Source organism: Erwinia aphidicola (assembly GCF_014773485.1).
GTDB classification, from domain to species: domain Bacteria; phylum Pseudomonadota; class Gammaproteobacteria; order Enterobacterales; family Enterobacteriaceae; genus Erwinia; species Erwinia aphidicola.
Genome location: NZ_JACXBP010000001.1, coordinates 708,269 through 733,463 on the forward strand (window position 1 = coordinate 708,269; position 25,195 = coordinate 733,463).

Here is a 25,195-nt window from a genome sequence, read left to right on the forward strand (position 1 = left end):
GCACCGCAGCGGGTCGCCATCGGTTGTTTAATCCCCATACTCCTCCGTGAGAAGACTGCGGCTCGCCGGACGATATTTTGCCACCAGTGCTGCGGCAATCGCTTCAGTCTCTGCATCCGCAACCCCAGTGTAGTTCGAGGGGCGGAAATGCATCTGGAATACGCTGATAGCCTGCCTGGTTGCGGCGTCGTTCACGCCAGTTTGTGGAATAGTGTAACCGTAGCTGGCGAGATCGGCCTGAATTTTACTGACCGAACCCGCGGCGGCAAATGAGCGACCGGCAAGGTAGTGCTGCACGGTATGTTTGTCGGGCCAGGCGCCGATTCCCTGTTCAGCCAGCTGTTGCCAGGGAAACAGTGGGCCGGGGTCAACCTTGCGCGTTGGCGCAACATCACTGTGTCCGAGAACGTTATAAGGGGTAATGCCATAACGCTGGATGATATCTTTCGCCAGGCTGGCCACCAGCCTGATTTGCTGCGCATCCCAGGGATACCAGTATCTGTCCAGCGCGTCCTGACGGTAACCCAGGTTGACAATCTCCACGCCGATAGAGCTGTCATTGAGATTGCTGCGGCCATGCCAGTTGCTGAGGCCGGCATGCCAGGCACGCTTATCCTCAGGGACCAGCTGGTAGACCATTTTTTTACTTAATGCCGGATCGGCGGCCGAGGGGACAAGGTAATGCGCGCTCACTGAACCCCGGGTTAATGACGCCATGGATGCGGCATCGTCTTCTGCGGTGTAGTGAAGGATGAGAAAACGAACGCGTTCATTCTGACTTTGCGAAGGGTGCTGAGTATTGACCTGGTAACCTGGCCGTGAAACGAGGTTACCGGTTGAACATCCGGTCAATGCTATGGCGAGGATCGCCGTGAGGGCTTTATTCATGATTTCCGTCCGTGAAGTGAATTAATACAGGCGCTGACAGTATTATTTAATTCACCCCGGCGGAACATCGTTAAAACGGCTATCAGATTGACGATAGATGCTACTGCGCTAACGCTTCCAGGCTGTCGCGGAAGGCAGTCACAGCGATAGCGCGGTTGTCTGCCAGGTAGCGGTCTTTCGCCGCCGGAGCAGAACTCTGCACCGCGATCAGCTGCCAGTCGCCGTTCACTTTCAACATCAGCGGGGAGCCACTGTCGCCGGGCAGGGTATCGCACTGGTGCGACAGCACGGTTTTCTGCGCCCAGCCGGTAATCAGGCAGTCGCTGTGGGAGTAAAGCGTTTCAAGATGGTCTTCAGGATAGCCCGCCTGGGTAACCCGACGGCCAGTCTGCTTCAGTGCGGCGGTCAGTTCTGAACGCGAACCGGCGAACAGCGGCACCGGAACAATCCCGGAAGGGGGATTACGCAGCACAATCAAACCAAAATCATAAGGCGCAGCGGAGGCGGGTACGATCCAGCCATCGCCATCCGCTTTTAGCTTCCTGCCCAGAGCCGGATCAACCCGCGCTTCAATATCGTGGATCTCATAGCGCCAGCCGCCTTTACCATTGGCGATAAAACGCAGCGCCACGGCTTTATCCAGTTTTCCCGGGGGATTAAGCAGGCAGTGTCCGGCGGTTAACGCCAGGTTTGGGGCAATCAGGGTAGCACTGCAAAGGTTACCGCTCTCTGTTTCCAGCTGGCCGATGGCTTCCCACGGTGGCGTAGCGGTCTGGCTTACCGGCAGGCGATCGTCCTTGCCAAAAAATAGCGTTTTTACGTCGGCTTCACTCGGGCCGTCATCATCGGCGTAAGAATAGAACGAAAAGGCTAAGCAACCCATTAATAACACAGCAGTCAGGCGCATATTTTTCTCAGGCTGGAGAAGCATTGTAATTTGTGGTTACGCTAATGCAGTAACTATAGACGGATAGTGCCAGAAAAGGGAGTTTAATTTGGAATATCAGCACGCTACAGAGACTGCATTTAAAGATAGAAGCTGGCGGCAACAACGCCACAGACGATCATCACAACCAGAATGATTTCGAATAAATAGCGACGCACCATCATCCGAAACTCCTTAAAAAAACACCCGGTAAAACCGGGTGTTTGAGTTTATGGGCCAACCCCTACAATGTCTCAAGGAGTGGACCGCTTTTTGGCTCCGCCCGAGGGCGGAGCTCGGCTGAAGAGTTAAGCCTTAGGAGCGACTTTCTTAGCTTTGTGGTGTTTTTTAGCAGCCTGCGCTTTCTGAGCTACAGGTTTTTTAGCCGCTTTGTGATGCTTTTTAGCCGCCTGCGCTTTCTGGGCTACAGGTTTTTTAGCTGCTTTGTGGTGCTTTTTAGCGGCCTGCGCTTTCTGAGCGGCAGCTTTCTTGGCTTTGTGGTGCTTTTTAGCAGCCTGCGCTTTCTGAGCGGCAGCTTTTTTAGCTTTGTGGTGCTTCTTAGCAGCCTGAGCTTTCTGAGCTACAGCTTTATGATGTTTTTTCACGTGCTTAACAGAGGCTTTAGCTGGAGCCGGTGCAGCAGTGGTGGTGGTAGCAGCTGGAGCAGCAGTTGTTGCTGGAGCAGCGCTGGTTTCAGCAGCGAAAGCAACTGAAGACAGACCCATTGCAGCGGCGACAACCAGAGCGAATAATTTTTTCATTGTGAAACCCTCAAAGTGTTTAGTTCATGTATCAGCCCACTGCGGGGCCGGTGAAGAGACTATAAGGGAATGCGAGGCGGGCTTCCGTGAGTGATTGGTATCGGCGTGTAACCGATTGTACAAGCAGGGGGGCGACGTGATAACCGGTCGAGGCATGCCTCGACCCTACCGAATCAATGTAGGGGTCGGGCATGCCCTACCCACTATGTCCGACCCAGTATGCAACAGTTATTTAAGGTAACGGTTTTCCAGATGCTGGCGGAAATAGCGCGGATTGAGGTCTTCGCCGGTAGCATTTTCAATCAGCTGGCGCGTGCTGAAGCGGCAGCCGTGCTGCCAGATGTTCTGCTGGAGCCAGTCAAACACCGGCTGCAGGTCGCCCGCGCGGATCTGCTCGCTGACCTGTGGGATTGCCCGTTTAACTGCCTGGAACAGCTGTGCCGCATACATTGCACCCAGCGTATACGTCGGGAAGTAGCCAAACGCGCCGTCGGTCCAGTGGATATCCTGCATACAGCCATCGCGATAGTTGCCCCGGGTATCCAGGCCCAGCCACTGCTGCATTTTCTCATCCCACAGCGCCGGGATATCCTCAACTTCAATCTCCCCGGCAATCAGCGCTTTTTCAATTTCGTAACGCAGAATGACGTGCGCCGGATAGCTGACTTCATCGGCATCAACGCGGATCAGACCCGGCTTGACGCGCTGATTTAAGGCAATAAAGTTGTCTGCGGCCATTGCAGGCTGATCGCCCAGCAGGCGCACGGCCAGCGGCTGAACCAGGCTGAGGAACTCCGGGCTGCGGCCCAGCTGCTTCTCAAAGAACAGGCTCTGCGACTCGTGGATGGCGGTCGAGCGCGCCAGCGCCACCGGCTGGTCAGCCCAATGCTGCGGCAGGTTCTGCTCATAGCGGGCGTGGCCGGTTTCGTGGATCACCCCCATCATCGCGCTGATAAATTCGGCTTCGTTGTAACGGGTCGTGATGCGCACATCCTGCGGCACGCCGCCACAGAACGGGTGCGCGCTGATATCCAGACGTCCGCCATTAAAATCAAAGCCGAGCTGCTGCATAATCGCCAGCCCCAGCTGCTGCTGCTGCGCCTGGGGGAACGGGCCAGCGGGAACGGCAACGTTCTCCTGCGACTGCTGCGCGACGATTTTTTGCAGTAAATCCGGCAGCCACTGTTTGAGGTCAGCGAAGGTAAGATCGAGCTTTGCACTGGTCATCCCAGGTTCAAAAACATCCAGCAGGGCATCATAGCGCGAGCAGCAGTTGGCCTGAGCGCGGATTTCCGCCTCCTGGCGGCTCAGCTTCACCACCTCTTTCAGGTTGGCGGAGAAACCCTGCCAGTCGTTGTTCGGGCGCTGGCTGCGCCATGCGTGTTCACAGCGAGAACCAACAATCGATTTGGCTTCAACCAGAGAAGCGGGCAGCAGGGACGCCTGCTGCCAGGCGCGCTGCATCTCAAACAGGTTGGCCTGCGCCACATCATCCAGATCTTCCTGCTGCGCCTGCTGCAGCCACTCGCCAACCTGTTTGGCCGTCAGGATTTCATGGCGCAGCACGCTCAGTTCCGCCAGCGCCGCACCGCGTGCGCTGCTGCCGCCTGCGGGCATCATGGTCATCATATCCCAGCCGGCAATTGCCGACAGGTGGCCAAAGCGTGACAGACGCTGGAAAGTACGGGTCAGATTAGCGTAAGCAGAAGACATAAAGTTCCTTATCAGTTGAGTCAGGTAGCGCGTAATGGGTGATCGATCGGCCAGCAAAAGCGCACGCTGGCACCGCCGAGCGGGCTGCTGTCAATGGTCACATAGCCGCCAAAAGCCTGCGAGACGGAGTGCACAATCGCCAGCCCAAGCCCGCAGCCGCCGGTGGCACGGTCACGGCTGGGATCGAGACGGACAAAAGGTTCAAACACCCGCTGGCGTTCATCGAGTGGAATACCGGGGCCGTCATCCTCAACCTGTAAGCAGGCGAGGTTACCATCAAACCACAGTCCAACGCGCAGGTGATGATCGGCATAGCGCAGCGCGTTATTCACCAGATTATCCAGCACGCGCTCCATCAGGCGCGCATCGGCCACGCCAATATTTTCGCGCTGCGGCGTATTCAGTTCGAGGGTAAATTCCGGATGCACCGAGCGGATATCCTCCAGCCGTTCGTGCAGCCAGGCGGCGAGATCCAGACTTTGCAGATTGAGGTCGACCTTCGGGCGATCGAGGCGCGCATAGGTCAGCAGCTCCTCAATTAACGCTTCCAGCTGGCCGATGTCGCGGTTAAGCGCCGCCGATTCAGCCTCGGTGAGGTTATCACTCATCTCCAGCCGATAGCGCAGGCGCACCAGCGGGGTACGCAGCTCATGGGCAATACCGTCGATCAGCTGCTTTTTGCTGGCGACCAGCGTGTTGATGTTATCGGCCATCTGGTTAAACGCCACGCCAAGGCGCAGCAGGCTGGAGGCGCTGTCGAAATGGATGCGTTCGTCCAGATGCCCCTGGCCTAAACGCTGAGCCGCGTACTCCAGCTTCAGCATGTCCTTCCAGTGCGGGCGCATCCAGATAAACACCGGCAGCGCCAGGGAGATACCGATAAAGGCCAGCAGGGCGATATCGAGTATGCGCATTTCGTGCAGGAAGAACAGGTACGGGATGGGGCCAACGGCCAGCACGTAGTGGCTGCGCGGAATGTGCTGTAAGAAGGTGTACTCCTCATCCAGCGCGACAATTTCCCCTGCGCGCAGGCGGTGCATGGTGACCGGGTCGAGCTGATATTTGCTCATCGGTTCAATATGTAGCTTAAACGACAGGTTAAGGTCGAGGTTATCGATGGTCTTGTTCCAGTCGCGTGGCGGGATCTCGCGCAGTTCGCTACGCATCAGGTAGAGCGAACTTTTCATCAGGTCATCCATCGACTCGCGCCCGGCACGCTCGGCGGTGAATTTGTACACCAGACCGACCAGCATCGCCATCACCAGAAAGCAGACGAATAGCAGCAGATAAAACTGAATAAACAGCTTCTTCATTTATTGCGCATCCCACGCGTGTGGAGCAAACAGATAGCCTTTATTACGGATGGTTTTGATGCGGTAGGGTTCGGTCGCACTGTCCAGCAGCTTTTTGCGCAGGCGTGAGATCGCGACATCAATGCTGCGATCCATGCCGTCATAGCTGACGCCGCGCAGGGTTTTCAGCAGCGCGTCACGGTTGAGAATGGTTCCGGCATGGGTTGCCAGCTCCCACAGCAGGTCAAAATCGGCGGTCGACAGAGCGACAATCTCATCCGATAGCGTGACCTGGCGGTTAACCGGGTCGATGCTCAGCGTGCCGAAGCGCAGCATCTTCTGCCCGGCCACGCTGGGCGCAATCTCCTCGTGCGGACTGCTAACGCCAGCCTGGCGCAGGTGTAACCTGAGTCGGGCCAGCAGCACCGCAGGCGGCGTCGTTTTAAGAATGTAGTCATTGGCCCCCATTTCCAGCGACAAAATATGGTTCATATCACTGTCGAGCGAGGTCAGCAGCACGATGGGGCCCGACCAGCTGCTGCTGTTGCGCAGATCGCGGCACAGCGTCATGCCGTCTTTACCCGGCAGCATAATGTCGAGCATCACCAGGTCAGGGCAGGCGGCGGCAATGGTCTCTTCTGCCCGATCGCCGCGTGATTCGACAATGACCTCGATATCGTGACGCCCGAGATAGGCGGCGATCAGTTCGCCCACATCTTTATCATCTTCAACGAATACAATTTTGTTCATAGTGCCGGTTCATCGCTAGAGAGAAACGTAGCTTATCCTTATCCGACCATTTATCAACGCCAAATATTGGGCTTATGTAGTATAATCCCGGCCGAATATGTCATGATACCCCTCTAAATTGAAGGTGCATCAGCGTCAGGTCAGTGGTTGAAAATGGATAAGGAGAGAAGAGTGCCAGAAACAAAGCGGGTCGCAGCAGAGCACAGTAACCCCATCTGCCTCAACTACATTGATTTTCTCTCCGCATCATGCAAAAAGCGCTGGAGTTTTGTCGACGCCATCTACGGGGTCATTCCGTTTTTTGGCATGATTACCCGCAAACCGGCCGATCTGCCGCGTGCCTCATCGCCGGAGCGTTTGAAAGATCTGGCGCTGCAAATTATTTCCACCCAGGTCAGTGATGAAATCAATATTGCCCGCCTGATCACCCTGGCCCAGCAGCAGCAGATCGATCATTTCGATATCCTGCTGCCTTATCCGCTTTCCGAACAGCAGATGGTGACTATCCGCCAGGAGTACGCCCGGCCGCTGCAACTCGCACAGTATGACGACCGGCTGAACGTGATCATTCCGGTCGTACCGCACTAATCCTCAGCGCGCCAGCAGCCATGCGGCGGGCAGCGCCGCCAGCACCAGCGCCACCATCATCGATTTTTCCGCCCGGTTTAACGACTGCGTTGCACGCCCACCGCGGCGGGCAAACAAAAACAGCGCAATGCCCGGTGCATACAGCACCACCGACAGCAGCAGATGCAGTGGACCTGAAGCGTACAGTAGCCACACGCCGTAGGCGCTGGCACCGATGGCGACCACCCTGGCAGGCGCGTGCTTACGCTCACGCGCCACCTTAAACAGATAGATACCCACCAGCAGGTAAGGCACCAGAATCATCTCTGAGGCAATAGTCAGCAGGGTGTTGTAGTCGGAGCCGGTCAGCCAAATCAGGATTAGACAAAGCTGTACGCAGCCGTTAGTTAGCCACAGCGAGGCGGCAGGCGCACCGCGAGCGTTCTGCTGGCTGAGCAGGCGCGGAAATGCACCATGCTGCGCCGCCACCAGCGGGACTTCGGCGGCCATAATGGTCCAGCTCAGATAGGCACCGCATACCGAAACGATTAACCCGACCACGATCACCAGATTGCCCCAGGAGCCCAGCAGGGCAGTCATCAGCCCGGCCATCGAGGGGTTGCGCATTTCCGCCAGCTGGTCTCTGGGCACGATGCCGAGCGACAGCAGCGTCACCAGCAGATAAACCACCAGCGCGGCGACCACCGCCAGCAGCGTGGCGCGCCCCACATCTTTTTTATCCCGGGCGCGTGAGGAGACCACCACGGCACCTTCCACGCCGATAAACACCCACAGGGTGATCAGCATTGTATCCTTCACCTGCTGCCACACCGGTTTACCCAGCGCGATGCCGGTAAAATCAATCCTGAAGCGGTCGTAATTGAACGCTGCAATCGCCAGCAGCACAAACAGCCCGAGCGGCAGCAGCTTGCCCAGCGTCGCGACCATGTTAATGCTGGCGGCGGTCTGCACGCCGCGCAGCACCAGGGCATGCACCAGCCACAGCAGCGCCGAGGCGCCGAGCATCGCCTGCCAGGTATTGCCGTCGCCGAAGATCGCGTGGCCCGGTGAGTCGGTGAAAAAGCTCATGGCAGAGAAGACAATCACCAGGTAGGAAACGTTGGCGATCACCGCACAGAGCCAGTATCCCCAGGCAGAACAGAATCCGGTCAGCTCACCAAATCCCGCCCGGGCGTAGGTAAAGATACCGCCATCCAGCTCCGGCTTCAGGCGGCTGAGCAGCAGCATCGCCAGTGCGAGAAAGATGATGCCAACCCCGGTCACTGCCCAGCCGATCAGCAGCGCGGCCGGGCTGGCCACCGCCGCCATATTTTGCGGCAGGCTGAAGACGCCCGCACCGAGCATGGAGCTGAGTACCAGCGCGGTCAGCGCGGTAAGACCTAACTTTTTGTCCAAAAAATACTCCACTTGCAGAATAAAATGCCAGTTTGATCGTCAGCGTTAGAGTTAATACTGGTTGTCAGGGTGTAAAGGGAAACGAACCCCTGAAAGGCGGGCGATTTTACGGAGTGATCGGGCAGGATGCAATGCTTACTCAGCGTTACTTATGCAAACAGAGAAGGGAATTATTCAAAGAGGCGGGGCAGCTGAGCGCTACCCCGCAGCAAAACTTATTTGAACAGGTCAGCCGAGACGGTCAGGTTACCGCCGCTCTGGTTAGACCATTGGCGGGTAACATGATAGTACTTGGCGCCTTTATCAATCGCCCGGCGGCCCACTTCCTGAGAAATCTCAGTCGGGGTGCTGAAGTGCCCGGTAAAGGTGATGCTGTCATACGGCTGCATCTGTGCGGCGGTGATGGCATTCACTTCCTGCACGCTTTTACCGTTCGGAGTGGTTACAGTGTAACGCTGACCGGTTGAGCTTTGCGTTTCAAAGAAACGTCCCACTTTATTGCTTGGCGTTTCAGCTGAAGCCACGCCCGGGATCTCGACCTGCTTCGCGGCGGTGCCACCAGCGGCCAGCGCGGCTTTACCGGCAGCAGAATCCGCAGGGATCAGGTCAGGGGACTGAACTTTGCGCTGTGGCGCATCGGCTTTATACACGTAGGCGGTAATGATCTGATTGCCGCCGCTGTTGGTATCAATCTGACGCACGATAAAGAATGACGCCGCGCCTTTTTCTTTAGCGGCTTTGGTGATGGCATCATTGACATCAGGCTGGCTGCGGAAGAAACCGCTGGCGCTGACGGTGTCGTAAGGCTCAAGAGAGTAAGCTTCTGATTTAGTCAGTTCGCGTACGCCGTTAATAATACGGTCTTTATTTTTTGGCGCTGCGGGTGCATCGGCATGATAAACATCCGCCGTCACGCTCCAGTTACCGCCGTTGCCGTTGGTATCATTGATGCCCTGCACATAATAGGAAGCAGCGCCCATTGAATCAGCACGTTTAGACACGGCATCGTTGGCATCGCCAATGGAATTGAAACGGCCATTGATGGTGATGCGGTCGAATGGCTTCAACGCCGCCGCTTTCTCCGGGGTCAGTTCCTGGGCCGCGTGGGCGCTCAATGCCGTCATCGACAACAGGGCTGAGGCCAGAATGGTGTTCTTCAGCTTCATAAAAATTAATCCTTCGCCTTACGCAAAAATTGAGTACGAAAACGTGCTGGACTCTTGATGTGTAACAGATTAGCGCCCGATTATTACATGTAATAATGCGCGCTGTCTCAGCGATTTTGTGTGCAGGAAGACCAGCGATAATTCTTTATTTCAGAATAACCAGGAAAGCTGGCTGAATCGTGTCATTTGCAGACGGTTAACCACTTACGGTGGTAATAATTACCACTTAACCCGTTAATGCATTGTTAAACAATACTTTTTTGCTACATATTTACTCTAATTGTTAAAAAATATCGTAGCACATTATGCGTTTGATTGGCTGTGATTCAGGTCCAAAATAGTGCTTATTGGGCTATAAACTGAATTTTTATAGGTTAGTCTACGAAAAGCCTGATGGTGGCTGGATCGAAATAAATATTTTCAGTAGGTTATAAGCAGTTTGCAACAGTTAGCGTTTCGGTCATATCGATCGGGATCTTGAGAACAAACCATCGTACTCTCTGAAGAAAGGGAAGATTATGCTTATTGGTATTACCAAAGAGCGGTTGGCCAATGAAGCCCGCGCAGCAGCAACGCCGAAGACGGTTGAACAGCTGCTCAAACTGGGTTTCAGCGTTGCGGTTGAGAGCGGCGCCGGTAAACTCGCCAGTTTTGAAGATGCAGCCTTTGAGGCGGTAGGGGCAACCATTACCGACTCCGTCACTGTCTGGCAGTCCGATATCGTGTTGAAAGTTAACGCACCAACCGATGAAGAGATCGCCTTAACGCGCGCGGGTAGTACGCTGGTCAGCTTTATCTGGCCAGCGCAGAACCCTGAGCTACTTCAGAAGCTGGCAGCGCGCAACGTCACCGTGATGGCAATGGACTCGGTGCCGCGTATTTCACGCGCGCAGTCGCTGGATGCCCTCAGCTCAATGGCTAACATTGCAGGCTATCGTGCCATTGTTGAAGCCGCTCACGAGTTTGGCCGTTTCTTCACCGGGCAGATCACCGCCGCCGGTAAAGTTCAGCCAGCCAAAGTGATGGTGATTGGCGCCGGCGTTGCTGGCCTGGCCGCTATCGGCGCGGCTCGCAGCCTGGGTGCTATTGTGCGCGCCTTCGATACGCGTCCGGAAGTCAAAGAGCAGGTGCAAAGTATGGGCGCCGAGTTCCTTGAGCTCGATTTCGCAGAGGAAGCGGGCAGCGGTGACGGCTATGCCAAAGTGATGTCTGAAGCTTTTATTAAAGCTGAAATGGCGCTGTTTGCCGCTCAGGCTGAAGAAGTGGACATTATTGTCACCACCGCACTGATTCCAGGTAAACCGGCGCCGAAGCTGATCACGGCTGAAATGGTCGCCTCAATGAAACCGGGCAGCGTGATTGTCGATCTCGCCGCGCAAAACGGCGGGAACTGTGAGCTGACCGTAGCGGATACCGTGACCACCAGCCCGAACGGGGTGAAAATTATTGGCTATACCGATCTGCCAAGCCGCCTGCCAACGCAGTCTTCCCAGCTTTACGGCACCAACCTGGTGAACCTGATGAAGCTGCTGTGCAAAGAGAAAGACGGCAACATCGTCATTGATTTCGACGATGTGGTGGTGCGTGGCGTGACGGTGATCCGCGAGGGTGAAGTCACCTGGCCTGCGCCACCGATTCAGGTTTCTGCCGCGCCGAAAGCCGCAGCGGCCCAGGTACAGGTGGAAAAAACCGCAGCTAAACCCGTATCACCGATGCGCAAGTACGGTCTGATCGTGCTGGCTATCGTGCTGTTTGGCTGGCTGGCAAACGTTGCTCCGCCGGAATTCCTCTCCCACTTTACCGTGTTCGCGCTCTCCTGCGTGGTCGGCTATTACGTGGTGTGGAACGTCAGCCACGCGCTGCATACGCCGCTGATGTCGGTCACTAATGCCATTTCCGGCATTATTGTGGTCGGCGCGGTGCTGCAAATCGGTCACGGCGGCTGGGTCAGCTTCCTGTCCTTCGTCGCGGTGCTGATTGCCAGCATCAATATCTTTGGTGGCTTCACCGTCACCCAGCGCATGCTGAAAATGTTCCGTAAAAACTAAGGGGTAGTCCATGTCTTCCGGATTAGTGACTGCAGCATATATCGTTGCTGCAATCCTGTTTATTTGCAGCCTTGCCGGGCTGTCTAAACATGAAACCTCTAAGCAGGGGAATATTTTTGGCATCAGCGGGATGGCGCTGGCGCTGGTGGTCACCATCTTTGGCCCGGACTCTGGCAACGTTGCCTGGATCCTGCTGGCGATGGTGATTGGCGGCGCCATCGGCATCCGTCTGGCGAAGAGAGTCGAGATGACTGAAATGCCAGAGCTGGTGGCGATGCTGCACAGCTTTGTTGGCCTGGCGGCGGTGCTGGTTGGCTTTAACAGCTACCTGGACCACGGCCCGGGCCTGCTGCCGGTGATGGAAAACATTCACCTGACTGAGATCTTCATCGGTATCTTTATCGGTGCAGTGACCTTTACGGGTTCCATCGTGGCGTTTGGCAAGCTGTGCGGCAAGATCTCCTCTAAACCGCTGGCCCTGCCGCATCGCCACAAGCTGAATCTGCTGGCGCTGGTGGTGTCACTGGCGCTGCTGATTATCTTCGTGCGCAGCGACAGCGTTGGCGCTCAGACCTTTGCGCTAGTGGTCATGCTGCTGATCGCGCTGGCATTTGGCTGGCACCTGGTAGCATCAATCGGCGGGGCGGATATGCCGGTGGTGGTTTCCATGCTGAACTCCTATTCGGGCTGGGCAGCGGCGGCAGCGGGCTTTATGCTCAGCAACGATCTGCTGATTGTGACCGGTGCGCTGGTGGGTTCAAGCGGTGCGATCCTCTCTTACATTATGTGTAAGGCGATGAACCGTTCCTTTATCAGCGTGATCGCCGGGGGCTTCGGCACCGACAGCAGCTCAACCGGTGAAGGTGAAGAGATGGGCGAATACCGCGAAATCGACGCCGCAGGCACCGCAGAAATGCTGAAAAACTCCACCTCGGTGATCATCACGCCGGGCTACGGCATGGCGGTAGCGCAGGCTCAGTATCCGGTGGCGGATATCACCGCCAAACTGCGCGAGCGCGGTATCAAGGTGCGTTTTGGTATTCACCCGGTTGCCGGTCGCCTGCCCGGTCATATGAACGTGTTGCTGGCGGAAGCTAAAGTGCCGTATGACATCGTGCTGGAGATGGATGAGATCAACGATGATTTCACCGACACTGACACCGTGCTGGTTATCGGCGCCAATGACACCGTTAACCCGGCAGCGCAGGAAGATCCGCGCAGCCCAATCGCAGGCATGCCAGTACTGGAAGTGTGGAAAGCGCAAAACGTAGTGGTGTGTAAACGCTCGATGAATACCGGTTATGCCGGGGTGCAGAACCCGCTGTTCTTTAAAGAGAACACGCAGATGCTGTTTGGCGATGCGAAAGAGAGCGTCGAGGCAATTCTGAAAGCGCTGTAACAACAGGGGCAGGCATGCCTGACCCCTACGATCTGTGTTTGGGGAATGACATGCCTGACTCCTACGATCTGCGTCTGGGCGATGACATGCCTGACTCCTACACAGATCGTAGGGGCGGGGCATGCCCCGCCCGGATGTGTTCTGTAAGGGCTGACCGCTAGCTGGGTCAGCCCTTTTTTATCATTTAGCGGACGGATCCTGCTCGCCAATAAACCAGTACCACAGCGGCACTGAAAGCAGCAGGGTGAAGACCACGCTATAGATGGTAATCATAAAGAACTCTGAAACATACAGCTCAACAGGCCAGGTGGAAAACGGCATATTGTACTCGTTGATCGCTCCGCCAATCATCGCCTTGGTCATCACAATGATGGCGCAAACCAGCACGCAGGCCTGAGCGGTAAAGAACTGGCGGCGTTTCTTGCCCGGTGGAAATAGTGACATGTTATGTACTCCTGTACGGTGATTCAGAATTTAACGTTAACTTTTGCCCACCAGGTGCGGCCTGGCTCATTCACTGGGGTACTGGCGGAATAGCCAAAGACGCTGTTGCCTGCCAGATTCAGGTGCTCGCTGTACGCTTTATTGAAAATATTGTCGACGCCGCTGCTAATCTTGACGTTTTTCGTCACTTCATACGCGGCATTGGCGGAAAAGATGCTGAACCCGGCGCTGCGTTCGAAATCTTTGCCGACCACGTTGCCTTCATTTAACGCGATACGGTTTTGTGGCCCCACCATACGCAGCAGGCCGGTCGTGCTCCAGCTTCCCTGTTTCCAGGTCAGACCCAGTCGGCTCTCCAGCGGCGGCATCTGCGGCAGCGGGCGACGATCCGAGCCGTTCTGCCCCCATGAATATGCCAGGCTGCCGTCTGCAGTCAGGCTCTCCGTTAATTTATAACTCAGGCCCGCTTCACCGCCCATAATTGTGGCGTTGACATTATCGGCGCGGCTGACATAAGCGTTGTTCGGATCGTAGCTGAAGAGAATAAAGTCTCTGACGTGGCCCAGGTAAGCCGAAACCCAGCCATCCATGCGCTTGCCGGAATATTTGGCGCCGATATCCAGCTGGGTGGTTTTCTCCGCTTTCACTGTGTCAAACGCCGCGCTGTGCCCGTCTGCGCCGTAGCTGGGGGAGAACAGCTCCCAGTAATCCGGGAAACGCTCCGTATAGCCCACCCCGGCATACATCATCAGCGGCAGGCTATCCAGCGTATGTTCCAGCCGCATAAACCCGGCGGGCATTGTATCGCTCCTTGCACCCTCGCCGGAAGCGCTAAAATTGTCCACCCAGCTGCGGTCGAGTCGCGCACCGCTCACCAGCTTATTGCGCGGGTCAATGCTCCAGCTCAGTTCACCAAAGGCGCCAACATCGTGAAAGCGGGCATCTTTGCGCCAGTCGTTATTCCTGCGGTTACGATGGGTGCTGGTTTGCATATCCATCCCGCTTTTCAGTTCAAAGTCAGACCATAACCAGGTACCCATAAAGCGGCCACCAACGGTGCGGCGATCGAGCTGCATCGCCATCGGCATGCTCATATCCATATGGCTGGACATTCCCGGCATGCTGCCCGGGCTGCGCAGGCTGTAATTATCCATGATGTGATTGGCATAGTTGTAGTACATCTGTGCTTCAAATTTGTCGAGTACCTCGCCGATGTTCGATTTCTCCACCCGCATGCCGAGGCTCTCACGCTTAAACTGGGAGCCATCCATGCTGCGCCCGGCGTAGCGTGCTTCACCGTTGCCGCGCCCCGCAGTCAGCTCAACCAGCGTATCTTTATCCGGCGTCCAGCCCAGCGCGACGTCGCTGTTCCATTTGTTCCAGCGCGACGGCACGCGGTCACCGTTGCCGTCCTTGTAGTCCTGCGAAATAGAGTGGTTGCCAATCACCCGCAGATAACCCTGTTCGCTGCCCACGCTGAGGTCAGCACTCTGATCCCAGCGATTGTTCGACGCGCCCAGCAGGCTGGCGTTGCCCTGAATGCCGGGCTGGTCGAAGCGGGGCGGTTCACGGTCAAAGCGCACGGTGCCCGCCGAATTGCCCGGCCCCCAAAGTACGGTTTGCGGGCCTTTGGTGATGCTCAACAGGTCGTAACTCTCCGGGGAGATATATGAACTGGGGGCATCCATGCGCGCCGGGCAGGCACCGGGCATTTCACCGCCGTCGGTCATGATGCGCATGCGCGAGCCGAACATGCCGCGAAATACCGGGTCACCGTTGGTCCCACCGTTACGAATCTGCGCAAAGCCCGGAATGGTTTTCAAATAGTCGGAGCCGTCGCTGGCAGGTACCGGCTGGCGCGGGGTTTTTGGCGAAGTGACAATCTCCAGCGGGGAGGTCAGCGGCGCGGTGACGGTCATCACGCCCGTCTCATCCGGCACGACAGCATGCGCCGCGGCCAGTTGTGGGCAGGCAGCAATAATCGCCACGCTTAACAGCGACAGCGGCAGGTAAATGACTTTCATGCTTAATTCCTTTTTAAACGGTAGTTCTGTCTAAATAACTCGTCTGGATACCCGGAATAATATTCAGGCGTGCGTGGTCCTGTGCAGGGCACATATAAAAAGGACAACGCTTTCCGACGGAGTTATCCGCAGTAAAATAATTGTATTAATCAGCGAAAGGAATTAAAGCAGCGGCGGGGCGCGAGGCTGGCAAATACCGGGGAAGAAAGTGACGTGATAAGCGGGAAGAATTAACGCGGGCGGGGTGCAGGCAATCAGGCATATCAGCCAGAAAAAGGCGATAAACAGGCAGAGCAGCAGCGGCATATGGACCAGAAGCTGGCAGTAACCGCAGGCAAATTCGCCCATCATACCCATCTCGCTGCCCATATCATGATGCATGGCTTCACCAGAACCGGCGTGCATCATCATCGCGGCGTGGCTGGACATCACGGGCATGGACATACCATCCATCATCATCTCTACAGGGTGATGCGCACTCATTTCGCTGCCGGCGGAGGTGCGATAACTCTCCAGCGTTTTGGAAACATCCGGCGCAATAAACAGCAGCAGTACCGCCAGAATAGCGATCAGAGCGGGCAAGCGGCGCTGTGACAGGCGATAGAATGAAACCAATCTGGCAATCCCTGCAGAGTGAATGAAAGGCGATAGTTTAGCGACTTTATTTGGCAATGTTAATGCGAACTTGAATTAATCATTATTAATTTAAGGCAAATAAAGGTCTCCCGCTGTTTTTTTGTGAGAGTACAGGTGTTGTCCACCGCCCGGGACACTATTTGGTAGTGTTTTCCAGTTTTGCCTCTGCTTAGATAAGACTCCGGCCGGACCCTACACCAATAATTACCGGAGAACATCCATGAATATCATTGCCATCACCGCCTGTCCTACCGGTGTGGCCCATACCTATCTGGCCGAAAGCAATCTGAAAAAAGCGGCGAGAAAACTGGGCCTGTCCCTGCGCGTGGAAACACAGGGTGCCATTGAGAGTCAATACATCCTTAGCGCGGAGGATATCGCGGCCGCCGACATTGTGCTGATCGCCGCAGATAAGAGAGTCGAAATGGGGCGCTTCCAGCATAAAAACATTATCGAGGTTCCGGTGGCGCGTGCGGCCAGAGATGCTGAAGGACTACTGAATGCGATAACCGGTGGCGAACTGGTGCCGCATCGCCTGGAAACCCTGAGCGAAGAGCCGGTGCCGGGTGCAGCAGGCAACAGTTCGCTGCTCTCCTCAGTCTATGTCCATTTGATTACCGGGGTGAACCTGATGATCCCGTTTGTGGTGGCAGGAGGGATACTGATCGCGCTCAGCTTCTCTTTTGGCATTACTGCAGCCACGCCGGGGGACGCCAGTTTTAGCCCGCTGGCGAAAATGCTGGCGGATATTGGCGGCGGCTCGGCATTTGCCCTGATGTTGCCGATACTCGCGCTGGGCATTAGTCAGTCAATCAGTGGGAAAATGGGCATTGTCTCCGGCGCAGTGGGCGGCATGATGGCTATTCACACCGGTTCCGGCTTTCTTGGGGCGCTGATTGCCGGGTTTATTGCCGGCTACGTGACGCTGCTGATTGTGCGCCATATTAAACTGCCGCAGGCGATAGCCGGGCTGAAGCCGATCCTGATTGTCCCGCTGCTGAGCGTGCTGATCACCGGTGCGTTGATGGTGTGGCTAATTGGCGAACCCATCAAGCTGCTGCTGGGCTGGCTGACCGATTTCCTGAATGCGCTCGGGCACACCAACTCCGCGATACTCGGCTTACTGTTTGGCATGATGGTGGCTTTTGATATGGGCGGTCCGCTGAATAAAACCGTTTGTATGTTCGCCATCGGGCTGATGTCGAGCGGCGTCTACGGGCCTATCGCGGCCTGCATGGCGGCGGGAATGGTACCTCCACTCGGTATTGCCCTGGCGACGCTGCTGTTCCGCCGTAAGTTCAGCCGCAGCGAGCGGGAAACGGGTAAAGTGACCTGGGTTCTGGGGCTGTCGTTTATCACCGAAGGGGCGATCCCTTATGCGGTCTCCGACCCGTTACGCGTGATCCCGGCTATCGTGGCGGGTTCCGGACTGGCCGGGGCACTCTCGATGGCGTTTGGCTGTGCCTCACGCGCGCCGCACGGCGGGATATTTGTGATGTTTATTCCCAATGTCATCGTCAACCTCGCTGCCTATCTGCTGGCGATTGCGGCGGGATCGCTGCTGACGGCGCTGATCCTGGGATTGCTGAAAAAAGAGCTGCCGGAAACGGCATAAAAAAGGCGGCCTGCGGGGCCGCCTGAACCTTTTAAGCAAGCTTAATCGTCTTCGTCGTCATCCAGTTCAACCGGTGAGGTGAAGCCGTCGGGTTTGATCGCCAGCAGATCGCAGCGCAGGTGGTCAATCACCTGTTCGGCGGTATTGCCAAGGAAGGCCGCGGACAGCCCGGTGCGGCCAATCGTTCCCAGCACCACCACACCCGCATCCAGATGTTCCGCCAGGTCAGGGATGACTTCCTCCGGCAGGCCTTTTTCAACATGAGTAAATTTTTCATCAATGCTGAAGGACTGGCGCAGCGCTTTCATCGCCACTAAATGCTGACCGCGAATCGCATCGTTATACACGCTGGGATCGAAGTCCGGCAGTTCAATCGCGATGTTAATTGGCGTGACGGGGTATGCGCCAACCAGATGCACTTCGGTATGGTTGACGCGTTCCGCCAGTTCCAGCGTCTCTTTCACCAGCTTGGTATTCAGCGGATCGTGATGAGGTTCTTCACTGGCAAGGTTAACCGCTACCACCGCTTTACCGCCTTCCGGCCAGGCCTGGTCTTTGACCATCCAAACCGGGCAGGGGCACTTGCGCAGCAGGTGCCAGTCAGTCGGGGTGAAGACCACCGCCTGCAGGCGGTCGTGCTGGTGGGCCATCTTGATCACCAGGTCATGCTGGTTGTTCAGCACCTCCTGGATAATGGCTTCGTACGGGCGGTTATGCCAGATCACTTTGATATCAATCTGCACTCCGGCCGCGAGGTAGGCATGCGACTGCTCGCGGATCCACTCAGTGCGCTGGCTGATCACCCCTTTACGCATGGTGATGCGTTCATCAGGGGAAAGCAGGGTAGTCATCTCGTAGGAGAAGTCGTAAATAGGAAGAAAACAGGTAATTTTACCGCCAAGGCGCTGATTCAAATAGACAGCACGGCGAAGTGCAGGCTGATCGTCCTGCTGTGGGTCGATAGCCACAAGAATGTTTTGATACTGAGCCATAACGATTTCTCCTTACACTGAGCGTGTCAGTTTAAAGATAGCCCAATCGCGGCAAAGGAAAAAGAGGAAAAGTTGTTGCCGGATCAATAAAATAACAAATATTGACCCGGCAATTATCAGGCCACCGTGTGGCTCTGGCCCGCAAGCTCCGAGAGGATTTGATGATTTTCAATGGTGATGTATTTGCCTTTCACTGCCAGCATGCCGCTTTTCTGGAAGCGACCGAGCAGGCGGCTGATGGTTTCAACCGTCAAACCGAGGTAATTACCGATATCGCCACGGGTCATGGTCAGGCGGAATTCACGCTGCGAGAAGCCGCGCTGGCCAAAGCGACGTGACAGGCCATAAATAAACGCAGCCAGACGCTCTTCGGCATTTTTCTTCGACAGCAGCAGGATCATTTCCTGGTCACCTTTAATCTCACCGCTCATCAGGCGCATCATCTGTTGGCGCAGGCTGGGCATTTTACCGGAAAGGTCGTCCAGGGTTTCAAAGGGGATTTCACACACCATGGCGGTTTCTAACGCCTGGGCAAAGCTGGGGTGAGAACTGGCGCTAATGGCGTCAAATCCAACAAGGTCACCGGCAAGGTGAAAACCGGTAATCTGCTCATCACCCTGTTCGGTGATGGTGTAACTCTTAATGGTTCCTGAACGGATCGCATAGAGTGATTTCAGTTCATCACCGGCTTTAAACAGCGTCTGGCCTTTCTGAATCGGTTTTTTTCGCTCGATGATATTATCGAGCTGATCCAGTTCGTGCTCGTTAAGCGTGAAGGGAATGCATAGCTGACTGATGCTGCAATCCTGGCAGTGAATAGCACAACCACCTGATTGAATGCGTCGGGTAACAATTCGCTTTTCCTGAATCATGATGTACGCTCGATGATAATTGACTGACATCAATTTTACATTTTTCGCTTACAGAATGAAACTCATCTGAGCAGTTTTAGGCACAATAAAAATGGGGATGTTATTGTCAAGGAATATCAATGTGAACGCGGTGTAAAATACCCGGGTTAAAGGGGGTATTATCGCCAATTCTCTCGCCCTTATGCCCTTTTGCATCATTTTATCCCCTGAACAACAGAGGTGACCGCGGGCGGATTTTTGCTAAACTCACAGCTCTGGCCGAATAGGGTCACGACTTGATAATGACCGGGGGTGAGTATGACCATCAACCTTGATGAGCTGGATCTGTTTAAAAACGCGATGGAAGACGTCAAACCGCTGAAAGAGTGCAGCAACGTCGTGTGGATGAAGAGCCCTAAGCCCACCGCACCGCGCAAGCAGGATCTGCAGTTAGACAACCCCCTGACCAGCGGGCTGCTGGATATTGTTCCGCTTACCGTGCCGCTGGAATATAAGGCGGAAGGCATCCAGCAGGGGGTGCTGGATAAACTCTACCTCGGCAAATACCCGCCGCAGGCCAATCTCAATCTGATTCGTCAGAGCGTTGAGCAGTGCCGCCAGGCGCTGTATCTGTTTATTCTGCAGGCGGAGCATCACGGGCTGCGTAATCTGCTGATCGTTCACGGCAAAGGGCGTGACGATCGTTCGCACGCCAATATTATTCGCAGCTATCTGATGCGCTGGCTACCGCAGCTGGAGCAGGTACAGGCCTTTTGCTGTGCGCGCACTCATGATGGCGGCGAGGGAGCCTGCTATGTCGGATTGCGTAAAAGCGAGCAGGCGCGGCTGGAAAACCGCGAGCGTCACGCCAAACGCAGCCGTTAGCCGGAGTGGGATTTACGGATGGTCGCCAGCATAATCTCTGCACACAGCGTCAGACTGCTGCCGGAGCGGGTCATAATGCCGACCGGTTCCCCCGGGCCATGTGGGGCAATGGGCAGTGCGGCCAGCGAGTTGTGCAGCAGATCCTCTTTGATGGCGCCGGATGGCACAAACCAAACATAGTTGTAGCGCAGCGCCAGCTGGCGTGCGAGGGAGGTCGAAGAGGTTTCGACCAGCGAGCCGGGCAGCTGGCAGCCTTGCTCCTTCAACATTGCTTCCGCCACGCGCCGTGGTGCTGTGCCCTCCGGAGAGATGACCACCGGCCACGACAGCGCCTTCGACAAGGTGACGTTGTCACTTAATAGCGGGTGATCGGGACGCACAACCAGCCGCATCGACTCCAGGAACAGCAGTTCATAGGTTAACCCGGTCATCAAATCCGGATCGGCCATGCGGCCAATGCCGACATCAAACTCTCCCGCCTTAATTGCCGCAATCAGCACATTATTGTGCAGCGTTGCCACTTGAACGATAGCCTGCGGCTGCTGCTGGTGAAAACGATCGAGAATTGACGGTAGCATGCCCAGCGCCACGGTGGTCAGAACGCCAACGCGTAACACTTCGGGGTCTTGCTTCACCGGCAGATTAAATGACTGCCCGGCATGATTGAGCGCATCGAGCACGCGCACCGCATGGGTCAGAAACTGTTCCCCCATGGTGGTGAGCTGGGCACCGAGACGCCCGCGTTCGAACAGACGCACGCCCGCCAGCTCCTCAAGCTCATTGAGCGTCTTTGACAGCGCAGGCTGGCTGAGAGACAGGGTTTCGGCGGCACGGCCCAGCGTCCCCTGTTGAGCAACAGCGACGAAAGTATGCAGATGGCGCAGACGAATGCGCTGATTAAACTGATATTTTTTGTCCATAACGCAGAGTAATGAGGGCGGCGATAAACTGGCAAGATCTATCTGAGCGTTTTGTTAACCTTATTGCAAATTTTAATTAACATTTACCGGCTATATGGCCGTATTCATCACTTTTTATGCGGGTAAGCCCTGGGGGTTATATCGGCAGATTATAAAACCGCAGAAAAAACAGGCGAACTGCCTTTTTGCGGTTAACCAGGCTTTTTGTTCGTATTACCGTGAAAAAACGAACAAAACTGGCAGGAGAATTCCATAACAATCCGTTATGATAGCCGCCACTTTTTTAAGTCAAACCTCAGCGAGTCGACATCATCTGGCGGGGTTGACCCAGGCCAGCTATGGAGTGCGATGTGGACAGTAGCGCAGCGATCGATATCCGTGCGTTGATTAATCAGGGGGCGTTGAGTCGCTATCAGAAACGGATTATCGCCCTGAGTTTTGCCGTGGTTGCCATGGATGGTATGGATATCGCGCTAATGGGCTTTATCGCCCCTGCGTTGAAAACTGCCTGGGGCGTGACCAATCACCAGCTTGGCGCGGTGATCAGCGCTGCGCTGATCGGTCTGGCGCTGGGGGCAATGTTTGCCGGGCCGCTGGCAGACCGTTTTGGCCGCCGGGTAATTATCATCAGCAGCGTCTTCTTTTTCGGCCTGTGGACGCTGGCGACCGCGTTTTCGCAAAACCTCGACCAGATTATGCTGTTTCGCTTCCTGACCGGGCTTGGGCTGGGCGCAGCGATGCCTAATGTCGGTACTCTGGTGGCCGAATACTCCCCGGAGCGCAAACGCGCCTTCCTGATCACCGTGGTGTTCTGCGGCTTTACCTTTGGTGCGGCGACCGGCGGGTTTGCCGCCTCGTGGCTGATCCCGAATTTTGGCTGGCACGCGGTGCTGGTGCTGGGTGGGGTTCTGCCGCTGTTGCTGGTGCCTCTGCTGCTACGCGGGCTGCCGGAATCGGTGCGCTTTATGATGACGCGCAACGCACCCGCCGCTGAGATCCGCGCCATTGTGCAGAAGATGCATCCTGGCTGCGTGAACGATGAGAGCCGCTTTACGCGCAGCGAAAGTGTCGCCAGTGAAGGGGCGATAAAAGTGGTGTTATCGCGCCGCTACGCTTTTGGCAGCATGATGCTGTGGGGCAGTTACTTTATGGGGTTGTTCCTCGTCTATCTGATCGGCTCCTGGCTACCCTCGCTGGTGAAGGATGTGGGAATGACGGTGACGCAGGCAGCGCTGGTTACGGCGATGTACCAGGCGGGGGGGACCGTCGGGTCACTGTTTGCGGGCTGGATGATGGACCGTTTTAACGCCAACTTGGCGCTGGCGGCTATCTATTTTACCGGTGCGATTGCCACGGTCTGTATCGGCTACGCTCCGCCGGACGCATGGGTGCTGAGCGCTATCGCTTTCTGCAGCGGCTTCTGCCTGAACGGTGCTAATACCGGGATGAATGCATTATCCGCCAGCTACTATCCTACCCATGCCCGTGCGACCGGTTCCAGCTGGATGCACGGCGTTGGTCGTGTCGGGGCTATCCTCAGCGCTTTTGCCGGGGCACAGATGCTGTCGATGGGCTGGAATATCACCGATGTCTTCTCATTCCTTGCCATTCCGGCGGTGCTCACCACGCTGATGCTGGTGGCGAAATATCTGTATGGCTATCAGCGGTCAGATTAACCCTGGGGCGACACAATAAATCGGTGGGGCTGACCCTCTTTTTCGGTCAGCCCGCCTCACATCACTGCAAACTGCTGTTTTTCACTAAGGTAAAACGGCCAGCCCCTAAAAACATGACCGCCAGCGCGCCGAAGAAATAGAGCGCTTCACCTTCCAGTGCCCATGCGCCAACGCTGGTTCTGTCCCATACCGCACCGGTTTTTACCAGCAGCGTTGCCACCACCAGATTGACTGCGATAACAAACGCCGCCGGGCGGGTCAGCAGGCCAACGATAATCATCACCGGTGCAACGACCTCGCCGAAATAGGCGCCATAGGCGACAAACCCCGGGATGCCGTGCGCGTGCAGCAGGCGTGCAATCCAGCCTACGCCGTGCTGGATCTTAAATACCCCATGAAACAGCAGCAGCGCCCCGAGTGAAACGCGTAACACCAGCTTGCCCAAATCGGGGTGGTCGCCGAGGCGGGAAAATCCATTATTGATAGCGGAAAACATAAAGTGGTCCTCAACGTTATGGCAAATAATCCTGCATCGCAGCCGCGGATCATCGCATTGTGAAAAACTCATCACCTATCAGCATAATCTGCAAATAAGCTGGCGTTATGGACTTTCTGCCTGCGGATGCAAATAATTAATGCAGGCCAGTTTTGGATGAACTAATGAGAAACGATCGTTTATTACGGATTAATACCGCAGAAGGCTGTCTGCGAGGAAATGTGGAAGAGGGTGTATTTGTTTTTAAAGGGATCCCTTACGCCGCTCCGCCCGTCGGCCCGCTGCGCTGGAGAGCGCCTAAACCGGTCCCGCCCTGGGAAGGGGAAAAGGATGCCAGCGCATGGGGCTTTGCCAGCTGGCAAAGCCGCGAATACTGCCTCGCCGTTGGCGGAGGCGACCCTGGCACCTTCAGCGAAGATTGCTTATATCTCAACGTCTGGACACCCGATGTCGAGCCATCTTCACCGCTGCCGGTGATGGTGTGGATCCACGGTGGCGGCTACGCCGTCGGTTCAGGTGGGCTGACGCCGTACATTGGCGCACCGCTGGCACAGCGCGGCGCGGTAGTGGTGACGATCAACTATCGCCTGGGTCATCTGGGCTTCTTCGCCCATCCGGCGCTGGACCGCGAGTACGCCAAAGGTGAAGTGATAAATAATTTCGCCTTGCTCGACCAGATCAGCGCCCTGCAGTGGGTGCAACGTAACATTCATGCCTTTGGCGGCAACCCGCACAATGTCACGCTGATGGGCGAATCCTCGGGTGCCCGCAGCGTCCTGTCACTGTTTGCTTCGCCGCTGGCGCAGGGTCTATTCCACAAAGGCATTGCGCAGAGCGCTTACTCTTTACCTGACGTCCCCCGTACCGAAGCGTTAAAGAAGGGCGAGGCGCTGGCCAGCCATTTTGCACTTGGCGAAGCGACGGCAGAACAGCTGCGCGCGCTGCCCGCCGAAGCCTTCTGGTCGCTGGACAGTTCGCTGGGAACCGGGCCAGTCGCCATCAGCGGTGACTGCGTATTGCCTCAGCCAATGCTTAACGTATTCAATGCTGGCAAACAGCAGCGTCTGCCGCTGATGATTGGCAGTAACAGTGATGAAGCCAGCGTGCTGAACTATTTTGGTGTCGATGCCGCGAAGGTGATCGCCAGGCTGCGCGCCAAACAGCCCCTGACGCTGCGCTTGATTAAGCTGTTATATCCCGGCGTCTGGGATGACATTGAGCTGGGCCGCCAGGTCGCGCGCGATATGAGTTTCACCACCCTGGGCTATGTTATGGCCCTGGCACAGCACCGCATTGGCATTCCGGGCTGGCGCTACTACTTCGATTATGTTTCCGAAAATGCCCGCGATATCTACCCGCACGGCACCTGGCACGGCAATGAAGTGCCGTACGTTCTCAATACGCTGGGGCAGATGCCGCCGGGCGAAGCCGATCACGCCTTTACCGCAGGTGACCACCAGTTCGCCCGGCGCGTCAGTGAATACTGGCTAAGCTTTGCCCGCGATATCACCGAGTTTTCCCATCAGATCGGCGGTGAGGTGAGCTGGCCTGCCTGGCATCCTTCACAGGATGTTACCCTGCGCTTCGGTCAGGACGGGTTGGCCGATATCCATATTGAAAAACGTTTTATGCGCCGCCGCATGCAGGTTTTCCGCCTGCTGATGAAGGCCCTTGTCCATCTTAAACACTAAACAATAATCACGCAGCGGTAATAGTTAATGATTACTGCTG

General features: G+C 56.0%; 23 protein-coding genes. 7 read left to right on the top strand and 16 right to left on the bottom strand.

Annotation, left to right across the window (positions count from 1 at the left end):
• Window positions 1–27: 27 nt before the first annotated feature.
• The 7 genes from ID864_RS03335 to rstA all read right to left on the bottom strand — a co-directional run bounded on the left by ID864_RS03335 (window position 28) and on the right by rstA (window position 6,329).
• Window positions 28–888, bottom strand: a complete 861-nt coding sequence (locus ID864_RS03335; RefSeq protein WP_191149391.1) for an N-acetylmuramoyl-L-alanine amidase — start codon at window positions 886–888, stop codon at window positions 28–30.
• Between the two features lie 100 nt (window positions 889–988).
• The gene (locus ID864_RS03340) at window positions 989–1,795 is read right to left on the bottom strand and encodes a trypsin-like serine peptidase (protein WP_048916010.1); all 807 of its coding nucleotides are present in this window, start codon (window positions 1,793–1,795) and stop codon (window positions 989–991) included.
• Between the two features lie 119 nt (window positions 1,796–1,914).
• Window positions 1,915–1,998 carry a small membrane protein YdgU gene (ydgU, locus tag ID864_RS23990; protein ID WP_455709044.1) on the bottom strand — a complete coding sequence of 28 codons (84 nt, stop codon included), beginning with the start codon at window positions 1,996–1,998 and terminating at the stop codon, window positions 1,915–1,917.
• Between the two features lie 123 nt (window positions 1,999–2,121).
• Window positions 2,122–2,574, bottom strand: a complete 453-nt coding sequence (gene asr, locus ID864_RS03345; protein WP_099754096.1) for an acid resistance repetitive basic protein Asr — start codon at window positions 2,572–2,574, stop codon at window positions 2,122–2,124.
• Between the two features lie 228 nt (window positions 2,575–2,802).
• Window positions 2,803–4,287: a carboxypeptidase M32 gene (locus ID864_RS03350; protein WP_191149392.1), complete on the bottom strand. Its 1,485-nt coding sequence runs from the start codon at window positions 4,285–4,287 to the stop codon at window positions 2,803–2,805.
• A 20-nt stretch (window positions 4,288–4,307) separates the two neighbouring features.
• Window positions 4,308–5,600 carry a two-component system sensor histidine kinase RstB gene (gene rstB / locus ID864_RS03355; RefSeq protein WP_048916013.1) on the bottom strand — a complete coding sequence of 431 codons (1,293 nt, stop codon included), beginning with the start codon at window positions 5,598–5,600 and terminating at the stop codon, window positions 4,308–4,310.
• Complete coding sequence (gene rstA / locus ID864_RS03360; protein WP_048916014.1) at window positions 5,601–6,329, bottom strand: two-component system response regulator RstA; 729 nt, start codon at window positions 6,327–6,329, stop codon at window positions 5,601–5,603.
• Window positions 6,330–6,482: 153 nt separating this feature from the next.
• On the opposite strand from rstA, the gene ID864_RS03365 reads away from it, so the two are divergent.
• Entirely contained in the window at window positions 6,483–6,917 is a 435-nt protein-coding gene (locus ID864_RS03365; protein WP_099754092.1) for a hypothetical protein, read from the top strand.
• A gap of 3 nt (window positions 6,918–6,920) precedes the next feature.
• Here the strand turns inward: ID864_RS03365 and ID864_RS03370 are convergent, their stop codons facing one another.
• Entirely contained in the window at window positions 6,921–8,312 is a 1,392-nt protein-coding gene (locus tag ID864_RS03370; RefSeq protein ID WP_048916016.1) for a basic amino acid/polyamine antiporter, read from the bottom strand.
• A 215-nt stretch (window positions 8,313–8,527) separates the two neighbouring features.
• Window positions 8,528–9,478, bottom strand: coding sequence for a DUF1471 family protein YdgH (ydgH, locus tag ID864_RS03375; RefSeq protein WP_048916017.1), 951 nt, complete (start codon window positions 9,476–9,478; stop codon window positions 8,528–8,530).
• A gap of 518 nt (window positions 9,479–9,996) precedes the next feature.
• Here ydgH and pntA point away from each other — a divergent pair.
• Window positions 9,997–11,526, top strand: a complete 1,530-nt coding sequence (gene pntA / locus ID864_RS03380) for a Re/Si-specific NAD(P)(+) transhydrogenase subunit alpha (protein ID WP_048916018.1) — start codon at window positions 9,997–9,999, stop codon at window positions 11,524–11,526.
• Between the two features lie 10 nt (window positions 11,527–11,536).
• On the top strand, window positions 11,537–12,925 hold the full coding sequence (pntB, locus tag ID864_RS03385; protein WP_191149393.1) for a Re/Si-specific NAD(P)(+) transhydrogenase subunit beta: 1,389 nt from the start codon (window positions 11,537–11,539) through the stop codon (window positions 12,923–12,925).
• A gap of 180 nt (window positions 12,926–13,105) precedes the next feature.
• On the opposite strand, the gene ID864_RS03390 is transcribed toward pntB, so the two are convergent.
• From ID864_RS03390 to ID864_RS03400, 3 genes are all read right to left on the bottom strand, one after another.
• Window positions 13,106–13,369 carry a DUF2534 family protein gene (locus ID864_RS03390; protein ID WP_099754091.1) on the bottom strand — a complete coding sequence of 88 codons (264 nt, stop codon included), beginning with the start codon at window positions 13,367–13,369 and terminating at the stop codon, window positions 13,106–13,108.
• A gap of 23 nt (window positions 13,370–13,392) precedes the next feature.
• Entirely contained in the window at window positions 13,393–15,393 is a 2,001-nt protein-coding gene (locus ID864_RS03395) for a TonB-dependent copper receptor (RefSeq protein ID WP_099754090.1), read from the bottom strand.
• A 162-nt stretch (window positions 15,394–15,555) separates the two neighbouring features.
• Window positions 15,556–16,008 carry a DUF2946 domain-containing protein gene (locus ID864_RS03400; protein ID WP_224750365.1) on the bottom strand — a complete coding sequence of 151 codons (453 nt, stop codon included), beginning with the start codon at window positions 16,006–16,008 and terminating at the stop codon, window positions 15,556–15,558.
• A 241-nt stretch (window positions 16,009–16,249) separates the two neighbouring features.
• Here ID864_RS03400 and ID864_RS03405 point away from each other — a divergent pair, with 241 nt between their 5' ends.
• Window positions 16,250–17,644 (top strand): PTS fructose transporter subunit IIC, encoded by a 1,395-nt coding sequence (locus ID864_RS03405; RefSeq protein WP_191149394.1) that lies wholly within the window; start codon window positions 16,250–16,252, stop codon window positions 17,642–17,644.
• A gap of 41 nt (window positions 17,645–17,685) precedes the next feature.
• On the opposite strand, the gene uspE is transcribed toward ID864_RS03405, so the two are convergent.
• Together uspE and ID864_RS03415 are read right to left on the bottom strand one after the other, a co-directional pair.
• A complete protein-coding gene (uspE, locus tag ID864_RS03410) occupies window positions 17,686–18,636 on the bottom strand; it encodes a universal stress protein UspE (protein ID WP_191149395.1) in 951 nt (316 codons plus the stop codon).
• Window positions 18,637–18,752: 116 nt separating this feature from the next.
• A complete protein-coding gene (locus ID864_RS03415) occupies window positions 18,753–19,508 on the bottom strand; it encodes an FNR family transcription factor (RefSeq protein ID WP_048916025.1) in 756 nt (251 codons plus the stop codon).
• A gap of 303 nt (window positions 19,509–19,811) precedes the next feature.
• Here ID864_RS03415 and smrA point away from each other — a divergent pair, with 303 nt between their 5' ends.
• The gene (smrA, locus tag ID864_RS03420; protein ID WP_048916030.1) at window positions 19,812–20,372 is read left to right on the top strand and encodes a DNA endonuclease SmrA; all 561 of its coding nucleotides are present in this window, start codon (window positions 19,812–19,814) and stop codon (window positions 20,370–20,372) included.
• Here smrA and ID864_RS03425 read toward each other — a convergent pair.
• Entirely contained in the window at window positions 20,369–21,292 is a 924-nt protein-coding gene (locus tag ID864_RS03425) for a LysR substrate-binding domain-containing protein (protein WP_048916026.1), read from the bottom strand. The genes smrA and ID864_RS03425 overlap by 4 nt on opposite strands.
• 350 nt (window positions 21,293–21,642) lie before the next feature.
• Between ID864_RS03425 and ID864_RS03430 the strand changes: the two genes are divergently transcribed.
• Window positions 21,643–22,968 carry an MFS transporter gene (locus tag ID864_RS03430; protein WP_048916027.1) on the top strand — a complete coding sequence of 442 codons (1,326 nt, stop codon included), beginning with the start codon at window positions 21,643–21,645 and terminating at the stop codon, window positions 22,966–22,968.
• Window positions 22,969–23,029: 61 nt separating this feature from the next.
• Here ID864_RS03430 and ID864_RS03435 read toward each other — a convergent pair whose 3' ends face one another.
• Window positions 23,030–23,464: a DoxX family protein gene (locus tag ID864_RS03435; RefSeq protein ID WP_048916028.1), complete on the bottom strand. Its 435-nt coding sequence runs from the start codon at window positions 23,462–23,464 to the stop codon at window positions 23,030–23,032.
• Window positions 23,465–23,628: 164 nt separating this feature from the next.
• On the opposite strand from ID864_RS03435, the gene ID864_RS03440 reads away from it, so the two are divergent.
• Window positions 23,629–25,155, top strand: coding sequence for a carboxylesterase/lipase family protein (locus tag ID864_RS03440; protein WP_191149396.1), 1,527 nt, complete (start codon window positions 23,629–23,631; stop codon window positions 25,153–25,155).
• Window positions 25,156–25,195 lie beyond the last annotated feature (40 nt).

Excerpts from the sequence above, each read along its gene's own strand:
- ID864_RS03435 (WP_048916028.1), bottom strand. The coding sequence starts at position 23,464 with ATGTTTTCCGCTATCAATAATGGATTTTCCCGCCTCGGCGACCACCCC.
- pntB (WP_191149393.1), top strand. The coding sequence starts at position 11,537 with ATGTCTTCCGGATTAGTGACTGCAGCATATATCGTTGCTGCAATCCTG.
- rstB (WP_048916013.1), bottom strand. The coding sequence starts at position 5,600 with ATGAAGAAGCTGTTTATTCAGTTTTATCTGCTGCTATTCGTCTGCTTT.
- ydgU (WP_455709044.1), bottom strand. The coding sequence starts at position 1,998 with ATGATGGTGCGTCGCTATTTATTCGAAATCATTCTGGTTGTGATGATC.
- ID864_RS03350 (WP_191149392.1), bottom strand. The coding sequence starts at position 4,287 with ATGTCTTCTGCTTACGCTAATCTGACCCGTACTTTCCAGCGTCTGTCA.
- uspE (WP_191149395.1), bottom strand. The coding sequence starts at position 18,636 with ATGGCTCAGTATCAAAACATTCTTGTGGCTATCGACCCACAGCAGGAC.
- pntA (WP_048916018.1), top strand. The coding sequence starts at position 9,997 with ATGCTTATTGGTATTACCAAAGAGCGGTTGGCCAATGAAGCCCGCGCA.
- asr (WP_099754096.1), bottom strand. The coding sequence starts at position 2,574 with ATGAAAAAATTATTCGCTCTGGTTGTCGCCGCTGCAATGGGTCTGTCT.
- ID864_RS03425 (WP_048916026.1), bottom strand. The coding sequence starts at position 21,292 with ATGGACAAAAAATATCAGTTTAATCAGCGCATTCGTCTGCGCCATCTG.
- ID864_RS03405 (WP_191149394.1), top strand. The coding sequence starts at position 16,250 with ATGAATATCATTGCCATCACCGCCTGTCCTACCGGTGTGGCCCATACC.
- ID864_RS03415 (WP_048916025.1), bottom strand. The coding sequence starts at position 19,508 with ATGATTCAGGAAAAGCGAATTGTTACCCGACGCATTCAATCAGGTGGT.
- ID864_RS03340 (WP_048916010.1), bottom strand. The coding sequence starts at position 1,795 with ATGCGCCTGACTGCTGTGTTATTAATGGGTTGCTTAGCCTTTTCGTTC.
- ID864_RS03395 (WP_099754090.1), bottom strand. The coding sequence starts at position 15,393 with ATGAAAGTCATTTACCTGCCGCTGTCGCTGTTAAGCGTGGCGATTATT.
- ID864_RS03440 (WP_191149396.1), top strand. The coding sequence starts at position 23,629 with ATGAGAAACGATCGTTTATTACGGATTAATACCGCAGAAGGCTGTCTG.
- ID864_RS03335 (WP_191149391.1), bottom strand. The coding sequence starts at position 888 with ATGAATAAAGCCCTCACGGCGATCCTCGCCATAGCATTGACCGGATGT.
- rstA (WP_048916014.1), bottom strand. The coding sequence starts at position 6,329 with ATGAACAAAATTGTATTCGTTGAAGATGATAAAGATGTGGGCGAACTG.
- ID864_RS03390 (WP_099754091.1), bottom strand. The coding sequence starts at position 13,369 with ATGTCACTATTTCCACCGGGCAAGAAACGCCGCCAGTTCTTTACCGCT.
- ID864_RS03365 (WP_099754092.1), top strand. The coding sequence starts at position 6,483 with ATGGATAAGGAGAGAAGAGTGCCAGAAACAAAGCGGGTCGCAGCAGAG.
- ydgH (WP_048916017.1), bottom strand. The coding sequence starts at position 9,478 with ATGAAGCTGAAGAACACCATTCTGGCCTCAGCCCTGTTGTCGATGACG.